Origin of the sequence: Agrobacterium sp. Ap1 (assembly GCF_017313375.1) — a bacterium.
In the GTDB taxonomy this organism is placed as follows: domain Bacteria; phylum Pseudomonadota; class Alphaproteobacteria; order Rhizobiales; family Rhizobiaceae; genus Neorhizobium; species Neorhizobium cellulosilyticum.
This window is the reverse complement of the sequence record NZ_JAFLMY010000016.1, coordinates 74688-95976: the sequence shown is the minus strand read 5'-3', so window position 1 is coordinate 95976 and position 21289 is coordinate 74688. Positions and strand designations below refer to the sequence as shown.

Genomic DNA, 21289 nt, shown 5'->3' with positions numbered 1-21289 from the left:
GATGCTCCACGCAGCTTGACTCCATTCCAAAATGTTCTAAACACATGCGCGAACGGGAAAACGCCCAAATGATCGCCTGCGACTTTGACATCGCTGCATCTTGCCTGCCGGCTGATCAAGCCGGACAGCGTTTTTTCGCTTTCTCCAAAACCATGGCCAAAACGACGACGAAAACCGTCTGACGTCTCTGGCCGCCGCTCTCTCCCCGGTAAGGCCGGGGACAAGGAACACCGTGCCAAATGGCTCGGCTTCCCCCTCACAAGACCGAGGAGAGACAGAAAGAGAGCATAGACATGGGTTTCAAGATTGCAGTCGCCGGTGCTACCGGCAATGTCGGCCGGGAAATGCTTAACATCCTGGCAGAGCGCGGCTTTCCGGCTTCTGAGGTTGTTGCGCTGGCTTCTGCCCGTTCACAGGGCACCGAGGTCTCCTTCGGCGACAAGACGCTCAAGGTTTCCAACCTGGAAAACTACGATTTTTCGACGACCGACATCTGCCTGATGTCCGCCGGCGGCGATGTTTCCAAGAAGTGGTCGCCGAAGATCGGAGCGCAGGGCTGCGTCGTCATTGATAACTCGTCCGCATGGCGTTATGATGCCGAAGTGCCGCTCATCGTTCCAGAAGTAAACCCGGATGCGGTCTCTGGCTTCACCAAGAAGAACATCATCGCAAACCCGAATTGCTCGACTGCCCAGCTCGTCGTGGCACTGAAGCCGCTGCATGATTTCGCCAAGATCAAGCGCGTCGTCGTCTCCACCTACCAGTCGGTCTCCGGCGCCGGCAAGGAAGGCATGGACGAACTCTTCACCCAGACGCGTGCCGTCTTCGTTGCCGATCCGATCGAATCGAAGAAGTTCACCAAGCGCATCGCCTTTAACGTCATCCCGCATATCGATGTCTTCATGGAAGACGGATATACGAAGGAAGAGTGGAAGGTTCTCGCCGAGACCAAGAAGATGCTCGACCCGAAGATCAAGGTAACCTGCACCGCAGTTCGCGTTCCGGTCTTCATCGGTCACTCCGAATCGGTCAACATCGAGTTCGAAAACGAGATCACTGCCGATCAGGCGCGTGACATCCTGCGCGAAGCACCAGGCTGCCTCGTCATCGACAAGCATGAGAATGGTGGCTACATCACACCGGTCGAATCCGCCGGCGAAGATGCGACCTACATCTCCCGTATTCGCGAGGATGCAACGGTTGAGAACGGCCTCAACATCTGGGTCGTCTCCGATAACCTGCGCAAGGGCGCTGCCTTGAACGCCATCCAGATCGCAGAATTGCTGGTCAACCGTGGCCTCATCAAGCCGCGCCAGGCTGCAGCCTGAAAAATCAGAAATTGTTAAGCATATCGATTTAGAAAATCCCGCCATTGGGCGGGGTTTTCTTTTCGTAAGGATGTCCTCACGAACTATTCATGGTGCCGGGGCGGTGTTTTCTTGCAACCGGCCGCGTTTGCAATGAATAGTGGGGTAGGGATGCACCGCCGCTGAACGGCAAACACGGATTAAAGCATGAAAAAGCTTCTACTCGCAGGACTGGCCTTCACTACATTGGCTATTGCAGGCCCAGCTGCTGCGCAGCAATGCGGCAATGATTCATCCGGCTTCGATCGCTGGGTGCAGGATTTCAAGAGCGTTGCTCCTTCAAACGGTATCAGCCCGGCTGTGCTTGATCGTGCGTTCGCCAACGTTTCCTACAATCGCCCGACCATCAGCGCCGATCGTGGCCAGAAGAGCTTCAAGCTTTCCTTCGACGAATTCCTGAAAAGGCGTGGCGCCACGACCATCATCTCGCAAGGCAAGAAGATGAAGGCGGCCAATGCGGGGCTCTTCGACCGCCTCGAACGCCGTTATGGCGTGCCCGCCGGTCCGATCATCGCCATCTGGGGCATGGAAACCGGCTTTGGCCGTTTCATGGGCAACCAGCACACACTGTCCGCCGTGGCAACGCTTGCTTATGATTGCCGTCGCTCGGATTATTTCACCGAACAGCTCTATGCTGCGCTCAAACTTGTCGCCCGCGGCGATCTGAGCACGACCGCCAAGGGCGCCGCCCATGGCGAAATCGGCCAGACCCAGTTCCTTCCACTCAACGTCATTCGTTACGGTGCCGATGGTGATGGCGACGGCCATATCGATATGGTTGGCTCGCGTGCCGATGCGCTTGCATCCACCGCGAACTTCCTGAAGGGCCATGGCTGGGTGAACGGCGCCGGCTACCAGCCAGGCGAACCGAGCTTCGTAGCCATCCAGGGCTGGAATGCAGCAACGGTCTATCAGCGCGCCATCGCCTATATGGGCGCGCAGATCGACGGTAAATAAGCATCAGGGGGCTGGCGCTTCGTCCTCCTGGAGGGGCGCCAGTTCTGCTTCGAGATCCGGGCGCATGAAGTCGCCCTTCTCATTCATCACCCAAAGTTCTCCACTCGATATGTCGAACCAGGCGCCGTGAACCGAGAGTTCACCCTTTTCGGTCAAAGTCTTGATAAACGGGAAACTCGCCAGATTGGCGATCGAATTGCGGATGGAGACCCGCTCGAGCGCCGTCTGACGCTCCGACGCCGTCATCAGGTCATTGCTCTGGATCTGTGAGGCCGCAGGCCTGACAAGACCGATCCACTTGCCGATGAAATCGCCCGGGGAAAGCGGCTCGAGCGTCGGATCCAGCGCCGCCTGAATGCCACCGCAGCGGCCATGGCCCATGACAACGATATCGCGGATCTTCAACACCTGGATTGCATATTCAAGCGCAGCTGACGTGCCATGGAACTGGCTGTCCGGCTCGTAGGGCGGCACCATGTTGGCGATGTTGCGAACCACGAAAAGCTCACCCGGACCACAGTCGAAAATCGTTTCCGGCGCGGCGCGTGAGTCACAACAGGCAATCAGCAGCGTGTGAGGCTTCTGCCCGTTTTCGGCAAGAACACGGTAACGCTCGCGCTCATCGGTGTAGCGGCCGCTCATGAAGTTGCGGTAACCCGCAAGCAGTTTGGCTGGGAAATAGGTCATGAGGGCTACGAATATTATGCCTTTGAACCAAGATCAACGGCCCGTTACGCGCAATCCGGTTGCTCACTCGCTTTGGCCTCATAGTATTTTGAATTGGACCTATTTGCAGATCCTATGAAGATATGAGGCGATGAAGGGCTATATTCATGATCACATGCTGAAAAAATCGAGTTTATTGTCGTGGCAACAATTCTTTGCCAATTCCTGTCAAGATTGGTGAGCAAAACAGTGCTAACTGCTCCGCCGTGGACGGATTCGCGCCGTTCTCTGCAGCATTCAGCCAGAAAAGGGAGAGATCATGGTCTGGAAGAATAGCCCCAAGCGCAGCAAGCAGATGGATGGGGCGCGATCATTCGCGAGCGAAGCCGGCAAGGACTTTCTCGATCCAGCCATTCTGTTCGGACGTGCAAGCGACGACGATCTTTCAAGCTACACACCGGAAATGCTCGGGATCGCTGCAGCCCATGCTGCAGCCCGCGTCAAGGCGTGGAACCGCGTCCGTGCCGATATCACCGTCACCCAGATACCCGGCATCGAACCCGACGGGATACCCGTCTGGGTTTTGACCGTAATCGACCGGAACATGCCGTTCCTGTTCGATTCCGTGATGGGCGAAGTAACAGCCAGCCACCGTGGTATCGTCATGGCCGTGCACCCGATCTTGACGATCGAACCGGGCAAGGAGCCGGTACTGCGCAGCAATGACGAGCCGACCGACCCAGCGCATCAGGTCAGCCTCATCCAGCTGCATATCGCTCAGTTGAACGAGGAGCAGGCCAATCTCCTGATCGAGCGCATCCGCTTCATCCTCGATCAGGTGCATCTGTCGATCACCGATTGGTCCGCCATGCTCGACACCATGGATGGCGCCGCCAAGCAGCTTTTGAATGCCAAGCCCCGCAAGGGCGCCAATCGCGAAGAGGCATTGGCCTTCCTCGATTGGCTACGGGACGACAATTTTACCTTCCTCGGAATGCGTGAATACGTCTACTCCGGCAAGGGATCCAAGGCGACAGTGGAACGCGGCAAGGGCAGGGGCCTCGGCATGCTCTCCGATCCGGATGTGCTGGTTTTGCGCCAAGGCAAGGATCAGGTAACGACCACACCGGAAATTCTCGAATTTCTCGATGGGCCACAGTTTCTCATTGTCACCAAGGCCAACGTAAAATCCGTCGTCCATCGTCGCGCCTATATGGATTATATCGGTGTGAAACGCTTTGATGAGAACGGTCACGTCGTCGGGGAACTGCGGATTGTCGGCCTCTTCACCGCAACCGCCTATACCCAGTCCGTGCGTGAAATTCCGCTGCTGAGAACAAAGGTCGAAGGCATCGACCAGCATTTCGGTTTCGATCCCTATAGTCATTCCGGCCGGATGCTGGAAAACACGCTCGAATCCTATCCGCGTGATGATCTTTTCCAGATCGATACGGACCTTCTGGCGAAATTCTGCGAACAGATCATGGAGCTGAGCGAAAGGCCGCGTGTTCGCGCTCTCGCCCGCATCGATCATTTCGACCGCTTCGTCTCGACCATCGTTTACGTGCCGCGCGAGGACTATAATTCACTGGTCCGGGAAAAGGTCGGTGCCTATCTGGCGCGCGTATTCGAGGGCCACGTATCGGCCTATTATCCCGCTTTCCCAGAAGGCGGTGTGGCACGCGTACATTTCATCATCGGGCGCCGCGGCGGCAAGACGCCCCGCATAAGCCAGGCGAAGCTCGAGGAAACAATCCGCCTGATCTCCACGCCATGGGAAGAGCAGTTCTCGCTTCTGGCCGAAAACGGCCCCCGGCTTTCTGTAACCAATGCCTTCCAGGAAGCCTTCACGCCGGAAGAAACCTTTGCCGACCTGCCGGACATCGCCGCCTGCGCTTCCGGCGAAACCATCCGTATCGAATTCTACAAGCGCCCGACGGATGAAGCCAACAGCGTCTCGCTGAAGATCTTCCATGGCGACCACCACCTCTCGCTGTCGCGCCGGGTGCCGCTTCTGGAAAACCTCGGCTTCCGGGTGGTCAGCGAGCAGACTTTCGAAATCCACGTCGGTCCGGATGCTAAACTGATCGTCCTGCATGACATGGAATTGCAGCTCCGAGATGGACGCGAGATCGACCTTTCACAGGAAGGTCCGCTGTTGGAAGAGGCGTTTCTTCTGGCATTCGAAGGATCGGTCGACAATGACGGCTTCAACCGCCTTGTTCTGCTGGCCGGCCTCTCTGCCCGCGAAACCACTGTTCTGCGTGCCTATGCCCGTTATCTGCGCCAGACCGGCATCGTTTATTCCCAGGCCTATATCGCCGATACGCTGGTAAAATATCCCGAAGCGGCAGCGACCATCTTCAAGCTTTTCCAGACCAGTTTCGACCCGGATCTCGCTGAAAAGGCACGGACGAAGAAGCTGATACAGCTTCATGGCGCCATCGAGATCAGCCTTTCGGCCGTGCCCAGCCTCGACGAGGACCGGACGCTGCGGCGCTTCGTCAACGCCATCGATGCGACGCTGCGCACCAACTATTTCCAGCGTGATGAAAACGGCGCACCAAAGAGAATGCTGGCCTTCAAGTTCGATCCCGAGCTTCTCGACGGCCTGCCGCAGCCTCGTCCCTTCCGCGAAATGTTCGCTTACGGCACCGAGGTCGAAGGCGTGCACCTCCGCTTCGGCAAGGTTGCTCGCGGTGGCCTGCGCTGGTCGGATCGTGGCGAGGATTACCGGACCGAAGTGCTTGGCCTCGTCAAGGCCCAGCAGGTGAAAAACGCCGTTATCGTACCGGTTGGCGCCAAGGGCGGATTCTTCCCGAAAATGCTGCCCGCCGGTGGCTCGCGTGACGAAGTCTTCAATGCCGGCAAGGAAGCCTACAAGACCTATATCCGCACGCTCCTTTCGATCACTGACAACATCATCGAGGGCGAGATCGTCGGACCGAAGGACACGATCCGCATCGATGGCGACGACCCCTATTTTGTTGTCGCCGCCGACAAGGGCACTGCAACCTTCTCCGACACTGCCAACGGGCTGGCGCAGGAAGCCGGCTTCTGGCTCGATGACGCATTCGCTTCCGGCGGATCGGCAGGTTACGATCACAAGAAGATGGGCATTACCGCCCGCGGTGCATGGGAAGCGGTCAAGCGACACTTCCGTGAAATGGATGTCGATATCCAGACGACCCCGTTCAACGTTATCGGCGTCGGCGACATGTCCGGCGACGTCTTCGGCAACGGCATGCTGCTCTCGCCAAAAATCCGCCTGATCGCAGCCTTCGATCACCGCGATATCTTCATCGACCCCGATCCGGATATCCAAAAATCCTTCAAGGAGCGCAGTCGCATGTTCACCCTGCCGCGCTCCAGCTGGCAGGATTATGATCGCAGCACGCTGTCCGAAGGTGCGATGATCATTTCGCGCTCGGAAAAATCGGTAAAGCTGACCAAACAGGCGGCATCGGCGATCGGGCTCGACAAGACGGCGGCCACGCCATTCGAAATCATGACGGCGATCCTCAAGAGCGAAGCCGATCTCCTCTGGTTCGGCGGCATCGGCACCTATATCCGGGCGGCAGCCGAAACGGATACGGAAGTCGGCGATCGCGCCAATGACCCGATCCGCGTCACGGCGGGCGAAGTGCACGCCAAGGTGATCGGCGAGGGCGCCAATCTCGGTGTCACCCAAAAGGGCCGCATTGCCTATTCGCTCGCGGGCGGGCGCTGCAATTCAGATGCGATCGACAATTCCGCCGGCGTCAATTCCTCAGACGTCGAGGTCAATATCAAGATCGCGCTCAATGCCGCCATGCAGGACGGCCGTCTGCCGCGTGACAAGCGTAACAAGCTTCTGGCGTCGATGACCGATGAAGTGGCGGAACTGGTGCTTCGCAACAACTATCTCCAGCCTCTGTCGATCTCGCTGATCGAACGCAGGGGCATAGGTAACCGCGAACAGCTCTCCCGTATGATGTCCGTGCTGGAAGGCCAGGGCAAGCTCAACCGCAAGGTGGAAACCCTGCCGGATGACGCAGAACTCGCCGAACGTTATGCGGCAGGCAAGCCGCTGACCCGCCCGGAAATCGGCGTTCTGCTCTCCTATTCGAAGATCGTTCTCTTCGATGCGCTTCTCGAAAGCGCCATTCCGGACGACCCGTATTTTGCGGCGATCCTGAAAGCCTATTTCCCGGCCAGGATGCAAAAACCCTATGCCGGCGATATCGAAAACCATCGCCTGCATCGCGAAATCGTTGCGACTGCTCTTGCAAACGAAGCGGTCAACCGCGGCGGTCCCGGCTTCATCCAGATGATGAGCGACATGACCGGCGCAACGGCCGCGAATGTCGTCAAGGCGATCTTCCTCATCCGTGACGGCTTCGACCTGCCGCGTCTCTGGGCCGAGGTTGATGCGCTGGACAATCGCATTCCCGGATCGGTTCAGAACGATCTGCATGCGCAGATCAACCGCATCATCACCATAGGCACCTATCTCGCGCTTCAGACGCAGATCAGCGCGGCTCCCCTGACCGAGGCCGTTGCAAGGCTGAAGTCTGCAATCAAGGGCCTGCATGGCACAATGACCGAGGAAGTGATTGCCGAAACGGCGCCGCTTGCAGCTGAACTTGAGGCTCAGGGCGCTCCGGCAAGCCTGATCGCCGAGATCCGCACGCTGTCCGCTCTCGTCATCGCTCCGGAAATCATGCTGATTGCCGACCGAACCGGCGAGAGCATGGCGCGCGCCGCCGAAAGCTATTTCGGCGTCACCAAGACCTTCCGTGTCAACCGTCTGATCGTTGCCGGTGAAAGGATCAGCACGTCGGACCACTACGAGAGCCTTGCGCTCTCCCGTGGTCTGCAGCAGCTTGCCTCCGCGCGGCGTGACATCGTCATTACGGCGCTCACGGAACATCGGAAGGACAAGAAGCCGGTACAGGCCTGGATTGCCGCCGATCGCGTGCGTGTGAACCGCATAGGAGCCGAACTGATGGCACTCAGCGATAGCGGCGACCTGACCTTGCCCAAGATCTCCGTCGCGGCCGGCCTGCTTGGAGACCTCGCGCACGGTCGTCTAGCATAGAGCAATTCCAGCAAAAGTGGAAACCGGTTTTGCGTCCGGAATTGCGGTGAAATAAAGAGATAGAGTAATTTCGCTTTTCAAAGAAAGGCGGAAGTACTCCAGCGCGAGGGACTGGATGGGAGGTCACGACATCGATAAAGCGCCGGCGAAAACGAGCCGGCGCGGTATCTGGGGCTGGATGCTGTTCGACTGGGCGGCGCAACCCTTCTTCACCGTTGTCACGACCTTCATCTTCGGCCCCTATTTCGTCGCGCGTCTGACCGACAACCCGATCTCGGCCCAGGCGGCATGGAGCAACATGGCGACGGTCTCTTCGATCGTCATCGCCATCCTGTCGCCGGTTCTCGGCTCGATCGCCGATCAGTCCGGTGCACGCAAGCCGTGGATCGCAAGCTTTGCCGCCGTGAAGATCGCGTGTCTGCTGATGTTGTGGTTCGCCGCACCCGGCTCCCCGCTGATCCTGCCGATCACCCTGATGATCTTCGCCTCGATCGCGGCGGAATTCTCCATCGTCTTCAACGATTCCATGATGCCGCGCCTCGTCTCCAGGGATGAGGTCGGCAGGATTTCCAACATCGCCTGGGGTCTCGGCTATCTCGGTGGCATGATCGTGTTGATCGCCGTCGTGACGCTGCTTGCCGCAAATCCCGAAACCGGCCTGACGCTGATCGGCATCCCCCCGCTTCTCGGCCTTGATCCGGCGCTCGGCGAGGATGCCCGCATTACCGGCCCGATTGCAGCGATCTGGTATCTTGTTTTCATTCTGCCGATGTTCCTCTTCACACCTGATGCGAAAAAGGGCCTACCCTTGGCAGCCGCCGTCTGCTCCGGCTTGGCAGAGCTGCGCGGCACGCTTGGCGAGTTGCGTCGGCGTCGGAGCATCACCCGCTTCCTGATCGCCCGCATGCTCTATCAGGATGGCGTCAACGGCCTGCTCATCCTCGGCGGCGTTTTCGCCGCCGGCATGTTCGGTTGGGCGACGATCGAGATCGGCCTTTACGGCATCATCCTCAACGTTGTCGCCATCTTCGGCTGCATGGCTGCAGGTGCGCTGGACAGGGTGTTAGGCTCCAAGACCGTCGTGCTGATCAGCCTTGTCCTGTTGCTCATAGCAACGCTCGGCATCATCTCCACCAATCCGGGTAGTGTGTTTTTCGGGATGATTCCATTGTCGCTGGAAGACAGCCAGGGCTGGTTCGGCACCGCGGCGGAAAAGGCCTATGTCCTGTTCGGCCTGTTGATCGGCATTGCCTTCGGCCCGGTACAGGCCTCGTCGCGCTCCTATCTGGCGCGGTCGATCGAACTTGATGAAGCCGGGCGCTATTTCGGCATCTATGCACTGTCGGGACGGGCGACGAGCTTTCTCGCCACCCTGTCCTTCTCCATCGTCACCTATGCCACGGGCTCCGCCCATCTTGGCATGGCAACGCTGCTGATCTTCCTCGTGGCGGGGCTGGCGCTGCTGATTGCAACACCATACCCGGCCGACAAAGCCGGAGAGACTCCGGCTAAGTAAGTTGCCACCTTAGTGCCGGAAGTGACGCATGCCGGTGAAGACCATGGCGACGTTATGCTCGTCGGCAGCGGCAATAACTTCCGCATCGCGCATCGAACCGCCCGGCTGGATGACGGCGGTAGCACCGGCCGAAATCGCCGAAAGCAGGCCGTCCGCGAACGGGAAGAAGGCTTCCGAAGCAACCGCCGAACCCTTGGTCATCGGCTCTGCCCAACCCATCGCCCTGGCCGCATCCTCAGCTTTCAGGCCGGCGATCCGGGCGGAATCGATACGGCTCATCTGGCCAGCGCCGATACCCGCCGTCTGGCCTTGCTTGGCATAGACGATGGCGTTCGACTTGACGTGCTTGGCCACCTTGTAGGCAAACTTCAGGTCTTCCATCTCGGTCGCCGTCGGGGCGCGCTTGGTGACGACCTTCAGCTCGACATCCTCGATCACGCCGCTATCGCGGCTCTGGACCAGAAGGCCGCCGGCAACCGTTTTTGCGGTAATGCCGCGCGACCGCGGGTCAGGCAGGCCGCCTGTCACGAGCAGGCGCAGGTTCGGCTTTTTGGCAATGATCGCCTTTGCCTCTTCGGACACTTCCGGCGCGATGATGACTTCGGTGAACAGCTTGACGATCTCTTCCGCCGTCTCACCATCGAGAAGCTGGTTGAGCGCAATGATGCCGCCGAAGGCAGAGGTGCTGTCGCAGGCCAGTGCCCGCAGATAAGCGTCCTTCAGCGTCGAGCCGGTGGCAACGCCGCAGGGATTGGCGTGCTTGATGATCGCGCAGGCCGGGCCCTGATCGGCCGCAAACTCACCGATCAGCTCGAAGGCGCCGTCCGTGTCGTTGATGTTATTGTAGGAAAGCTGCTTGCCCTGCAGCAGCTGAGCTGTCGCAACACCCGGACGGTTCTCGCCCGTCACGTAGAAACCGGCGCTCTGATGCGGATTTTCGCCGTAACGCATGGCTTCCTTCAGCACGCCGCCGATCGTCCGGTAAGCCGGCGTCTCGATTTCGAGCGCTTCGGCAAACCAGTTGGAAATCGCCGTGTCATAGGCCGCGGTGCGAGCATAGGCCTTGGCAGCCAGCTTCTGGCGGAAAGCATATTCCGTCTCGCCGCCATTGGCCTTCAGCGCCTCGATCAACGGCGCGTAGTCGGCCGGATCGGTGACGATCGCGACATAGGCATGGTTCTTGGCAGAGGCGCGGATCATCGCCGGGCCACCGATATCGATATTTTCGACCGTCGTCGGATAATCACCGCCAGCGGCGCGCACTTCCTCGAACGGATAAAGGTTGATGACGGCAAGATCGATGCCCTCGATGCCATGCTGCTTCATCGCGGCGACATGCTCCTCATCGTCGCGGATCGAAAGCAGGCCCCCATGGACATTCGGATGCAGCGTCTTTACCCGGCCATCCATGATTTCCGGAAAGCCGGTGACTTCGGAAACATCGGTGACAGCAAGGCCGGCTGCGGCGATCGCTTTGTGGGTGCCGCCGGTCGAGAGCAGCCTGACGCCCTGTTCGGTAAGCGCCTTGGCCAGTTCGATAATACCGGCCTTGTCCGACACGGACAGCAATGCGGTGCGGATTTTCACGCGATCGGGAGCGGGGATTTTTTTGGAAGCAACGGCCATCGGTCTCTCCTGAAAGAGCTTGCCACAAAGGGGCGGGAAGGGGATGGGCCGCGGTTAGCACAGCTGGCGCAAAGAAGAAACGCCTATTCGCTCCGCCGCAACATCCAGCGTATCTCCCGAAGCCCCTGAACCGGCGCTTCGATCGCCAATTGCTGGCTTGGTCTCATACCGGAAACATCGGCGAAGAAGACGTCCTCGTCGATCAGCACGTCGAGCCCTGGTGCCGCAAAAATCCAGGTCTCACCATCTGGAGCGCCCAGAACGATGCTTTCACCATCCCTGCGGAAGAGATTGATCGCCGGATGAATATGGAAACGCACGATCGCCGTCAGGCTATCCTTGCCTTGTCCTTCTTCGGGGATCAGCCGGTCGCATCCCTTGATCTTGTCGCCCGCAGCGCTGAGCGCGATCTCGCGCTCATGGGTATAGCCGAAATTCTCGGCGTAACCGTTGTGCCGGGCACGCAGCCAGTCATTGCCGTGTTTGTCGTCCCAGCGCTCGACATCGATATTCGAAACGCCCGGCATCAGGATAGAGCCGGCGAAAGACGAGTTGATCACCCGGCTGGACGATGTCTCCTCAATGATGACGGTCGAGTGGGCTGCGGTTGAACGGGCAAGATGCTTGTAAAAGCGGTTCGCGAATTTCGGCGAGCCGGAATTGACGATGAAACGATTGCGACCCGATGACATTTCGAACGAGAGGCAACCGGCATGTGCACCCCTTGATGCCACGATCGAACTCGGACATCCTGTGTCGACGATGATTATCGTATTGTCCGCGTTGAGCCGATGATAGTTCATCTGCGGCAAAGCCTTGAACGGCTTTCCGGCGGATTCGTCGTAACGCAGAACGGACATCAGCTCGCTGGCAGAGGTCGAGCCGGCACCGTTGAACAATGCGAGATCGCCATCCTGGTGACGGAAGAAGCGCAAGGCCGGATACATCCGGTCGATCGCCGGAATGAGCTTCTGGGGTACGTCATGACCGAGGTTTATATAGGTCTGTCGGAGCGGCAAAAGGTCGATCAGGATATCGAGGATTGCGCGCGGACTACGCGAAACATGTCCCCCGTCGGCAAGAATCTGCCGATCGAGTTCCCGGTCGAGAAGCAGCGCCTCCCGCTTTATCCCCGTGACGCGCGTCGGTACGGATAGGGATGCCATCGCCAGCGCCGTTCTGACTCTGAGCCGGCTTTCGGCATCCGGGCAACTGCCGGCAATCTTCCGCAGATAGCTGATCTGATAAGCGAGGTTCTTCATGAACCGTCGGTAGAAACCCGCTTCGGCCGCATGCAGAATGATCGTTGAGTGGGAAAGCCAGGCGATCACGCGGGTCGCCACGACATTCGGCTCCCAGCCTATGCCTCGGCGCCTGCGGCCATGGATATTGATCCAGTCCGACACGATATGCCGAGCATGGGCGCAGCCCGCTTCCGTCCTGTCCGCCCGGATATGCCGAAGCCATCCAAAACCGTGCAGGCGCTCCGCAAAAGCCCGCGAAGGCAGTTCCAGTTCGAACGGTGAATCTCCCAGCGTCTCGAGCACTCGCCCAGCCAGGGGGAAACGCCCGTCGAGAATTTCATGCGCGATGAAGGTATCAACCGGACGCAAGTCCGTCGGGGCGACGATCAAACGCTCGGGAACCGATGTCAGGGGAGCAGACAAGGCGACGCGATAAGGCGCGATGCGGAGGCGTAAACGCCGCCGCATTTCCTTCATACCGGAAGCCAGAAGCCTTCGGCGATCGGCGAGCCGCATGGTCACTCTGGTTTCTCCGCCGGAATGGTTGTCGCTAAATCAGCTGAATCAATTTTAGATGGATGAGAACTATGCTGTCGGTATGGTGAATAAAGCCTTACTTGACACACAGCACGCTGGCAAAGAAACCATCCATGCCGCCGGCAAAACCATCCGAAGGCGGGATCATCGCCGGCGTCGTCCTGAAATCGCCCTGAGCCGTGATGGCATTTTCAAGCCCGGGCCAGTTTGCCGGATCAACCGGCATCCGTTTCACAGATGGAGTGTCAGTTAGAACCCGTTCGATCAGCTCTTCGCCCTCCATCGGGTCCAGCGAGCAGTTCGAAAAGACGATCATACCGCCACTTTTCACTAGGGTCACCGCATGTCGCAGCATCTTTTCCTGAAGGGCCGCCAGCTTTTCGATATCCTGCATGCCCTTGGTCCAGAGCACGTCCGGATGCCGGCGTGTCGTGCCGGTGGACGAGCAGGGCGCATCGAGAAGAATGCCGTCGAGCTTTTCAATGGGCGAATATTTGAAGAGGTCGCCTCCAACCAGCTCGGCTGTCATGCCCAGACGTCCAAGGTTTTCCTCCAGACGTGCAAGGCGGTTGGAGGACTGCTCGACAGCCGTCACTTTCGCACCGGCCGCGATCAGCTGCGCAGTCTTGCCCCCCGGCGCAGCGCAGAGATCGGCCACATGCTTGCCCTGCAGGTCTCCGAAAAGTTTTGCCGGGATGCTTGCCGCAACATCCTGAACCCACCATTCACCCTGGTCAAAACCTTCAAGCGCGGTGACGGAGCCCCCGAACTGCCCGAGGCGAACACTTCCGGTCGCCAGAACCCTGCCACCGAGTTTTTCGGCCCATGCCTGCGGATTATCCTTGACCGTCAGGTCGATGGCCGGCGGCGTAAGCTGCGCCTCGGCGATCCGGGTTGCTTCCGCTTCGCCATAGGCGCTCACGAGCCTCGCGCGGAACCAGTCCGGCACCGGCGAAATGGAGGCGGTGGCAGCCAGCACTTCATCCTTTTCTCGCACCAACCGGCGCAAAACGGCATTGACCAGCTTGGCGAAACGACGATTGCGCGGGTCGCGATTGGCCTGTTCGACGGCAATATCGACCGCCGCATGGGACGGCACGTCCAGATGCAGGATCTGCGCCGCAGCAACGATCAGGACATGCTGGAGGGCACGCGCGCCTTCCGGCAGCGGCGTTTCGATCATCGAGGCAATTGCCGCCTCGAGCCGCGGCAGATGGCGAAGCGCAGTGGTCAGGATGGCGCGTGTCAGCGCCCGGTCGGCATCGTTCAGTGCCTTGTAGGCGGGATTGCCATGGGTCAGGTCCAGCATGCCATCGAGCGACGTCTTGCGATCGACAGCGGCCGCAAGCAGCTTCGCGGCCGTTGCCCGAACTTCGAACCCGGGTTTTCTCGGCTCGGTACCTGCACGATCAGGTACCGGCTTCCTGGGCGAGTTTTTGTGCGGTTTTTTGTTTTTTGGCTCGTTCAAGACCAGGGACCTTTGCGCGGTTCATTCGATCCGCGGCCCCAAGGATTGTTTGCACCTGAATTCGGCACTGAGCGCGCGGTGCGCTGGGGTCTACCAGCCGAAAACGATCCCGTCGACCCACCACCGCGAGACTCACTCGCCATTTGCTGGAGAGCGGCGATGCGGTTTTCGGTATTCGGATGCGTCGAGAACAGGTTGTCCATGCGCTCGCCGGAAAGCGGGTTGATGATGAACATATGCGCCGTCGCCGGATTGCGCTCCGCCTCGTAGTTCGGGATCGCATGCGCTGAGCCGGCGATCTTGGCAAGCGCGGAAGCAAGCCACATCGGGTTGCCACAGATTTCTGCACCACGACGGTCGGCCGAATATTCGCGCGTACGGCTGATCGCCATCTGCACCAGCATGGCAGCGAAGGGTGCCACGATCATCGCAACCAGCACGCCGATAAATCCCAACGGGTTGCTGTTATTCTCGCGGTTTCCGCTAAAGAAGAAAGCGAAATTGCCGAGCATGGAAATCGCACCGGCAAACGTCGCGGTGATCGTCATGATCAGCGTGTCACGGTTCTGCACATGCGCCAGTTCATGCGCCATGACACCCGCGACTTCCTCATGCGTCAGACGCTGCAGAAGACCGGTCGAAGCCGCGACTGCGGAGTTTTCAGGGTTACGGCCGGTCGCGAACGCATTCGGCTGAGGGTTGTCATAGATATATACTTTCGGCATCGGCAGGCCGGCATTGGCCGAAAGATCGCGGATCATCCGGTAGAATTCCGGCGCCGTGCGCTCATCCACTTCCTGGGCATGGTAGGCGCTGAGCACCATCTTGTCCGAGTTCCAATAGGAAAACAGATTCATTCCGGCTGCGATCACCAACGCGATCATCATCCCGCCCTTGCCGCCGATCAGAAAACCGACCCCCATGAACAGGGCAGTCATGAAGGCCAGAAGCATGGCGGTGCGCATCACATTCATCGTCATCTCTCCGTTGCCGATTTCATCCCTTAAGCGATCCGAATAATCGCCCAAGGGTTTTCTAGCGGTTATGAACGTCTTATCATGTGGTCAATTCGACCTGATTTTTCAATAAACCTTGCGGTGATGCGGCATATGCAAAGCGCGGACAACGACAACATGGAAAAACTCCCTGAGGATGGCGTAGCGAAAAAGCCGATTTCACCCGCGGCGCAACGCGCCCTGAAGGAAGCAGAAGAACGCCGTCAGGCCGAGACCGAGGCTAATATGCCGGAAGAATTCGGTGGCCGCGGCGGCGCAGATCCAGCCCGCTTTGGCGATTGGGAAATCAACGGCCGCGCCATCGACTTCTGAGCCCGCACTCAAGAGGTAAGATAAAATTCCTATTGACTTCGATCACTGATTGGAATTTATTCCTTTCATGGTCAGGGCGATGTTTTCCATCTCAGTCATTCTGGCGGTCTTCGCGTCCGAGGCGCTGGCACGTGACGAAATCTCCGGCCCGGTCTCCGCAGAAATTCTCCGCGTAATAGACGGAGACACACTGCTGGTCGAAGCCCAGCCATGGCCGCAGCAGAAGATGGAAGTCTATGTCCGCATTCGCGGCATCGATGCACCGGAACTCAAGTCGAAATGTGAAGCGGTGCGAGCGGAGGGGCAGGATGCTCGCCAATCGCTCGAAACCATGGCCGCGCAGTCACCTACCATTCAGCTGATACGAATTTCTGGTGACAAATATTTCGGCCGCATCGTCGCCGATGTCATCCTCTCGGATGGCCATAGCGTGGCGGACAGCCTGCTGCTTACCGGCCTTGTCCGCAGCTATGATGGCGGCCGCAAGCCAAGAGAGACTTGCGGCAGCTGAGGGTTCTCAAATCAAGCGTCGACCTTGTTCTGACGATTTGCGATCAGGTCATCCACCACTGCGGGGTCGGCAAGCGTCGATGTATCCCCAAGTGCTCCGAAATCGTCCTCGGCGATCTTGCGAAGGATACGGCGCATGATCTTGCCGGAACGGGTTTTCGGCAGGCCCGGCGAAAACTGGATCTTGTCGGGCGCTGCAATCGGGCCGATCTCGTTGCGCACATGCTTGGTAAGCTCCTGCCGCAACTCGTCGGTACCGGCATTGCCCGCCATCAGCGTCACGTAGCAGTAAATGCCCTGACCTTTGATGCCATGCGGATACCCGACAACGGCCGCCTCCGACACGAGATGATGCGAGACTAGCGCAGATTCCACTTCCGCCGTACCCAGGCGATGGCCCGACACATTAAGCACGTCATCGACGCGGCCGGTAATCCAGTAATAGCCATCCTCATCGCGCCTGCAGCCGTCGCCGGTGAAATATTTCCCCTTGTAGGTGGAGAAATAGGTCTGAATGAAACGTTCGTGATCGCCGTAGACGGTGCGCATCTGACCCGGCCAGCTATCGGTGATGCAGAGGTTTCCATCGGCAGCCCCTTCGAGAACATTGCCCTCGTTATCGACGAGCTGCGGTTTCACCCCGAAGAACGGCTTGGTGGCCGATCCGGGTTTCAGGTCCGTGGCGCCGGGCAACGGCGTAATCATGTGACCGCCGGTTTCGGTCTGCCACCAGGTATCCACCACCGGGCAGCGCTTTTCGCCGACCACGTTGTAATACCATTCCCAGGCTTCCGGGTTGATCGGCTCGCCGACCGTGCCGAGCAGGCGAAGGCTTTCGCGCGACGAGCGCTTGACGAAATCGTCACCAGCCCCGATCAGTGATCGGATCGCAGTCGGTGCCGTGTAGAAGATGTTGACCTTATGCTTGTCGACGATTTCCCAGAACCGGCCCTGATCGGGAAAATTCGGCACGCCTTCGAACATCAGCGTCGTGGCGCAATTCGCCAGCGGCCCATAGACGAGATAGGAATGCCCAGTGACCCAGCCCACGTCGGCCGTGCACCAATAGATATCGCCATCCTGATAATCGAACGTATATTCATGGGTCATCGCCGCATAGACGAGATAACCGCCTGTCGTGTGCAGAACGCCTTTCGGCTTGCCGGTCGAACCGGACGTGTAGAGGATGAACAGCGGATCTTCCGCCCTCATCTTCGCCGGCTCGCAATGCCCCTTCACGGTGGCGATTTCCTGATGGTACCAGATATCGCGGCCCGGCGCCCAGTTGGTCTTGCCGCCGGTACGGCGCACGACCAGAACCTTGTTCACCGTCACATACTGGCGCGCCGCGATATGGATCGCCTTGTCGGTATTCTCCTTCAGCGGCACCGGCTTTCCGCCTCGCACGCCCTCGTCGCAAGTGATCACGAATGTCGACTGGCAGTCGACGATGCGACCCGCCAGTGCCTCCGGTGAAAACCCGCCGAAGACGACCGAATGCACCGCGCCGATACGTGCGCAGGCCAGCATCGCATAGGCCGCTTCCGGGATCATCGGCATATAGATGGTAACGCGATCGCCCTTCTTGACTCCATGCTTCTTCAGCACGTTCGCCATGCGGCAGACCTGATCATAGAGCTGGTTATAGGTGATCTTCTTGTCGATATAGGGGTTGTCGCCTTCCCAGATGATCGCCGTGCGCTCACCATGGGTTTTCAGGTGGCGGTCAATGCAATTATAGGAAACGTTGGTCAGCCCGTCCTCGAACCACTTGATCGAAACCCGTCCCTTGAAGGACGTGTTCTTCACTTTCGTGTAGGGCTTGAACCAGTCGATCCGGCGGCCATGCTTGCCCCAGAACTTGTCCGGATCCTCGATGCTCTCCTCGTACCATTTTTCATATTTGTCCTTGTCGATGAGCGCTTTAGCCTTGGTGGACTTGAGAACCGGATAGACTTTTTCGGACATGTGATTCCTCCCTCACTTGCACCGTCGACCTGACATACGTCATCGGTGCGACATTTTGGCATTCATAGCAATTGGGGCGGAAGCGGCAATTAGACAAATGGCTGTGAGGGTCTGAAATGCGATCGACAAGGATCCTGTTTCAGAGAATTGCAATTCTGTCCTAATTCGATTATACGGCGATGAATTCCCGGAAATTGTGGTTGATACCCACGGCCCGCGACACCGGCGCGGACGGACAGAGGAACTATACCCATGGCTCAACAATTGCTTATGCCGAAGGCCACCGCAGTATGGCTTGTCGACAATACGGCCCTCTCCTTCGACCAGATCGCGCAGTTCTGCAAACTGCATCCGCTCGAGGTCAAGGCGATCGCCGATGGTGAAGCCGCTCAGGGTATCAAGGGCCTCGACCCGATCGCCACCGGCCAGCTTTCCCGCGACGAAATCGAGCGCGGCGAAAAGGACATCAATCACAAGCTGAAGCTTTCCGAGCCAAAAGTTCGCGTTCCGGAATCCAAGCGCCGCGGTCCGCGCTACACGCCAGTCTCCAAGCGTCAGGACCGTCCAAACGCCATTCTCTGGCTGGTTCGCAACCATCCGGAACTCAAGGACGCCCAGATCTCGCGTCTCGTCGGCACCACCAAGTCGACCATCGAACAGATCCGCGAGCGCACCCACTGGAACGCCGCAAACCTCGCCCCGATGGACCCGGTAACGCTTGGCCTCTGCTCGCAGATCGATCTGGACTTGGAAGTCGAGAAGGCTTCAAAGAACCGTCCGCTGCCGACCGCTGCGGAACTCGGCGCCTCCCTGCAGCCGGCCTCCGAGACCGAAAACCTCGGCTTCGGCGATTACCGCAATGAGCGTGAGGAAGAGAAGGAAATCGACGCAGACGCCGTCTTCGCCAAGCTTTCCTCGCTCAAGTCGACCCGCACCGAAGAGGATGACGAGGACGACCGCTTCTAAGCGTCGCCTTATCACAAAGAATTCAAAAGCCCCGGATCGTCTCCGGGGCTTTTCTTTTTGCTCTATTCGGCCGGTGCCACCGTACTCTTCTCTTCATGAGCGAAGCCGTTTTTCCAAAGCGTTTCCCGCACCACATCGAGCGTTCCCGGATCCTCGATCGTCGCCGGCATAGTCCATGGCATGTCGTCGGCAATCTTCTGCATCGTGCCGCGAAGTATCTTGCCTGATCGGGTCTTGGGCAGTTTCGGCACCACCATCACCGTCTTGAAAGCGGCAACCGGCCCGATCTCATTGCGGACCATGCCGGCCACCTCCGCGGCGATCTCGGAAGTTTCCCGTGAAACATGGTTCTTCAGCACCAGGAAACCGCAGGGGATCTGACCCTTGACCTTGTCCTTGACGCCGATGACCGCACACTCGGCGACATCCGGATGTCTTGCACAGACCTCTTCCATCGAGCCCGTGGACAGCCGGTGGCCGGCGCAATTGATGATATCGTCGGTGCGCGCCATCACGAAAATATAGCCGTCGTCATCGATAATCCCGGCATCTGCCGTCTTGTAGTAACCGGGAAACTCTTCGAGGCAGTTTTCGCGGAACCGCTCGTCGGCATTCCAGAATGTCGGCAGGCAGCCTGGGGGCAGGGGAAGTTTGAGGACGATATTGCCGAGTATGCCTTTTGGCACGGGCATGCCGGCATCATCGACCACATCGATTGCATATCCCGGCAGAACCCGCGTCGGCGAGCCGGGCTTGAACGGCATCAGGCCCAGCCCCACCGGGTTTGCAACGACAGGCCAGCCGGTTTCCGTCTGCCACCAGTGATCGATCACCGGTACCTTCAGCTTTTGCTCAGCCCATTTGAGCGTCTCCGGGTCGAGGCGCTCGCCGGCAAGAAACAGAGCCCGCAATCCCAGCAGATCATGGTTTTCGACCAGTTCGCCTTCGGGATCATCGCGACGGATCGCTCGAAATGCCGTCGGTGCGGTGAAAAAGACTTTGACATCATGCTCAGCAACGACGCGCCAGAATGTCCCGGCATCCGGTGTTCCAACCGGCTTCCCTTCGAAGATAACACTTGTATTGCCGTTCAGAAGCGGCGCGTAAACGATGTAGGAATGACCGACGACCCAGCCGATATCCGATGCTGCCCAGAATACCTCACCGGGTGAGACACCGAAAACATTCGGCATCGTCCATAACAGCGCCACCATATGCCCGCCATTGTCGCGCACCACACCCTTTGGCTGCCCGGTCGTGCCGGATGTGTAAAGAATGTAAAGCGGGTCCGTGGCGTTTACCGGCACGCAAGGCACGTCACGTCCCCGCGCTGCTTCGACCATTGCGGCAAAATCGAGTTCACCCCGTTCAGCATCGAGCGAAACAACGAGTTGGGGGCGCTGCAGTATGAGGCAATTGTCAGGCTTCACCGCTGCCAGTTCGATCGCCTTGTCGACCAGCGGCTTGTAGGCAACCACACGACCGGGCTCCAGCCCACAGCTTGCAGAAATAATTAGTTTCGCTTGCGAATCGTTCAGCCGCGCCGCCAGCTCCTGTGCCGCAAACCCGCCGAAAACGACGGAATGCACCGCGCCGAGACGGGCGCAGGCGAGCATGGAAAACACCGCTTCCGGCACCATCGGCATATAGATGACCACCCGATCACCCTTGCCAATGCCGAGATCTGCAAGCACTGCAGCAATCGCCTTCACTTCGGAAAGAACCTCCGCATAGGTGAAGCTTTTGCGCTCCCCGGTCATGGCGCTGTCGTAAATGAAGGCGGCCTGCTCACCGCGTCCGGCTGCGACATGCCGATCAAGGCAGTTGAAGCAGGTATTCGTCTCGGCCCCGACAAACCAGCGGCCATAGACACCCTGATCCGGGTCAAAAATGCTGTCCGGCGGCCTAAACCAGTCGATTGCCTTGGCGGCCTCCTCCCAGAACCCTTCCGGATCCCACTGCCACGCGCCATAAACGTCGAAATAGCGGCTTTGCATATGCACCTCCCGTTACATGAGCCGAGCCTGATAGAAGCAATCTAGGCTGGTCGGGAGGT

Annotated in this window: 14 protein-coding genes; 7 read left to right on the top strand and 7 right to left on the bottom strand. The window is 58.8% G+C overall.

Going from position 1 to position 21289, the window contains the following annotated elements; translation table 11 throughout:
• Positions 1–293: 293 nt before the first annotated feature.
• Together JZX87_RS23855 and JZX87_RS23850 are read left to right on the top strand one after the other, a co-directional pair.
• Entirely contained in the window at positions 294–1328 is a 1035-nt protein-coding gene (locus JZX87_RS23855) for an aspartate-semialdehyde dehydrogenase (protein ID WP_148143793.1), read from the top strand.
• Positions 1329–1514: 186 nt separating this feature from the next.
• The gene (locus JZX87_RS23850) at positions 1515–2324 is read left to right on the top strand and encodes a lytic murein transglycosylase (RefSeq protein WP_183829580.1); all 810 of its coding nucleotides are present in this window, start codon (positions 1515–1517) and stop codon (positions 2322–2324) included.
• Between the two features lie 3 nt (positions 2325–2327).
• On the opposite strand, the gene JZX87_RS23845 is transcribed toward JZX87_RS23850, so the two are convergent.
• Positions 2328–3011, bottom strand: coding sequence for a carbonic anhydrase (locus JZX87_RS23845; protein WP_206828401.1), 684 nt, complete (start codon positions 3009–3011; stop codon positions 2328–2330).
• Between the two features lie 298 nt (positions 3012–3309).
• Here JZX87_RS23845 and JZX87_RS23840 point away from each other — a divergent pair, with 298 nt between their 5' ends.
• Together JZX87_RS23840 and JZX87_RS23835 are read left to right on the top strand one after the other, a co-directional pair.
• Positions 3310–8070: an NAD-glutamate dehydrogenase gene (locus JZX87_RS23840; protein WP_206828399.1), complete on the top strand. Its 4761-nt coding sequence runs from the start codon at positions 3310–3312 to the stop codon at positions 8068–8070.
• A 115-nt stretch (positions 8071–8185) separates the two neighbouring features.
• Complete coding sequence (locus JZX87_RS23835; protein ID WP_206828398.1) at positions 8186–9586, top strand: MFS transporter; 1401 nt, start codon at positions 8186–8188, stop codon at positions 9584–9586.
• A 9-nt stretch (positions 9587–9595) separates the two neighbouring features.
• On the opposite strand, the gene purH is transcribed toward JZX87_RS23835, so the two are convergent.
• The 4 genes from purH to htpX form a co-directional block, all read right to left on the bottom strand.
• Positions 9596–11212: a bifunctional phosphoribosylaminoimidazolecarboxamide formyltransferase/IMP cyclohydrolase gene (gene purH / locus JZX87_RS23830; protein ID WP_206828397.1), complete on the bottom strand. Its 1617-nt coding sequence runs from the start codon at positions 11210–11212 to the stop codon at positions 9596–9598.
• 83 nt (positions 11213–11295) lie between these two features.
• Positions 11296–12972 (bottom strand): heparinase II/III family protein, encoded by a 1677-nt coding sequence (locus JZX87_RS23825; RefSeq protein WP_206828426.1) that lies wholly within the window; start codon positions 12970–12972, stop codon positions 11296–11298.
• A 97-nt stretch (positions 12973–13069) separates the two neighbouring features.
• Positions 13070–14461, bottom strand: a complete 1392-nt coding sequence (locus JZX87_RS23820; protein WP_206828396.1) for an RsmB/NOP family class I SAM-dependent RNA methyltransferase — start codon at positions 14459–14461, stop codon at positions 13070–13072.
• Positions 14458–15435, bottom strand: coding sequence for a zinc metalloprotease HtpX (gene htpX / locus JZX87_RS23815; RefSeq protein WP_206828394.1), 978 nt, complete (start codon positions 15433–15435; stop codon positions 14458–14460). The genes JZX87_RS23820 and htpX overlap by 4 nt, the downstream gene beginning before the upstream one ends.
• A gap of 135 nt (positions 15436–15570) precedes the next feature.
• Between htpX and JZX87_RS23810 the strand changes: the two genes are divergently transcribed.
• The gene (locus tag JZX87_RS23810; RefSeq protein ID WP_206828392.1) at positions 15571–15789 is read left to right on the top strand and encodes a DUF1674 domain-containing protein; all 219 of its coding nucleotides are present in this window, start codon (positions 15571–15573) and stop codon (positions 15787–15789) included.
• A 79-nt stretch (positions 15790–15868) separates the two neighbouring features.
• Positions 15869–16300, top strand: a complete 432-nt coding sequence (locus JZX87_RS23805; protein ID WP_206828390.1) for a thermonuclease family protein — start codon at positions 15869–15871, stop codon at positions 16298–16300.
• Between the two features lie 11 nt (positions 16301–16311).
• Here the strand turns inward: JZX87_RS23805 and acs are convergent, their stop codons facing one another.
• Positions 16312–18267: an acetate--CoA ligase gene (gene acs / locus JZX87_RS23800; protein WP_206828388.1), complete on the bottom strand. Its 1956-nt coding sequence runs from the start codon at positions 18265–18267 to the stop codon at positions 16312–16314.
• A 252-nt stretch (positions 18268–18519) separates the two neighbouring features.
• Here acs and JZX87_RS23795 point away from each other — a divergent pair, with 252 nt between their 5' ends.
• Positions 18520–19233 (top strand): DUF1013 domain-containing protein, encoded by a 714-nt coding sequence (locus JZX87_RS23795; RefSeq protein ID WP_206828386.1) that lies wholly within the window; start codon positions 18520–18522, stop codon positions 19231–19233.
• Between the two features lie 62 nt (positions 19234–19295).
• On the opposite strand, the gene JZX87_RS23790 is transcribed toward JZX87_RS23795, so the two are convergent.
• Entirely contained in the window at positions 19296–21230 is a 1935-nt protein-coding gene (locus JZX87_RS23790; protein WP_206828383.1) for an AMP-binding protein, read from the bottom strand.
• Positions 21231–21289: the final 59 nt, after the last annotated feature.

Excerpts from the sequence above, each read along its gene's own strand:
- JZX87_RS23855 (WP_148143793.1), top strand. The coding sequence starts at position 294 with ATGGGTTTCAAGATTGCAGTCGCCGGTGCTACCGGCAATGTCGGCCGG.
- JZX87_RS23850 (WP_183829580.1), top strand. The coding sequence starts at position 1,515 with ATGAAAAAGCTTCTACTCGCAGGACTGGCCTTCACTACATTGGCTATT.
- JZX87_RS23845 (WP_206828401.1), bottom strand. The coding sequence starts at position 3,011 with ATGACCTATTTCCCAGCCAAACTGCTTGCGGGTTACCGCAACTTCATG.
- JZX87_RS23840 (WP_206828399.1), top strand. The coding sequence starts at position 3,310 with ATGGTCTGGAAGAATAGCCCCAAGCGCAGCAAGCAGATGGATGGGGCG.
- JZX87_RS23835 (WP_206828398.1), top strand. The coding sequence starts at position 8,186 with ATGGGAGGTCACGACATCGATAAAGCGCCGGCGAAAACGAGCCGGCGC.
- purH (WP_206828397.1), bottom strand. The coding sequence starts at position 11,212 with ATGGCCGTTGCTTCCAAAAAAATCCCCGCTCCCGATCGCGTGAAAATC.
- JZX87_RS23825 (WP_206828426.1), bottom strand. The coding sequence starts at position 12,972 with ATGCGGCTCGCCGATCGCCGAAGGCTTCTGGCTTCCGGTATGAAGGAA.
- htpX (WP_206828394.1), bottom strand. The coding sequence starts at position 15,435 with ATGAATGTGATGCGCACCGCCATGCTTCTGGCCTTCATGACTGCCCTG.
- JZX87_RS23810 (WP_206828392.1), top strand. The coding sequence starts at position 15,571 with ATGCAAAGCGCGGACAACGACAACATGGAAAAACTCCCTGAGGATGGC.
- JZX87_RS23805 (WP_206828390.1), top strand. The coding sequence starts at position 15,869 with ATGTTTTCCATCTCAGTCATTCTGGCGGTCTTCGCGTCCGAGGCGCTG.
- acs (WP_206828388.1), bottom strand. The coding sequence starts at position 18,267 with ATGTCCGAAAAAGTCTATCCGGTTCTCAAGTCCACCAAGGCTAAAGCG.
- JZX87_RS23795 (WP_206828386.1), top strand. The coding sequence starts at position 18,520 with ATGGCTCAACAATTGCTTATGCCGAAGGCCACCGCAGTATGGCTTGTC.
- JZX87_RS23790 (WP_206828383.1), bottom strand. The coding sequence starts at position 21,230 with ATGCAAAGCCGCTATTTCGACGTTTATGGCGCGTGGCAGTGGGATCCG.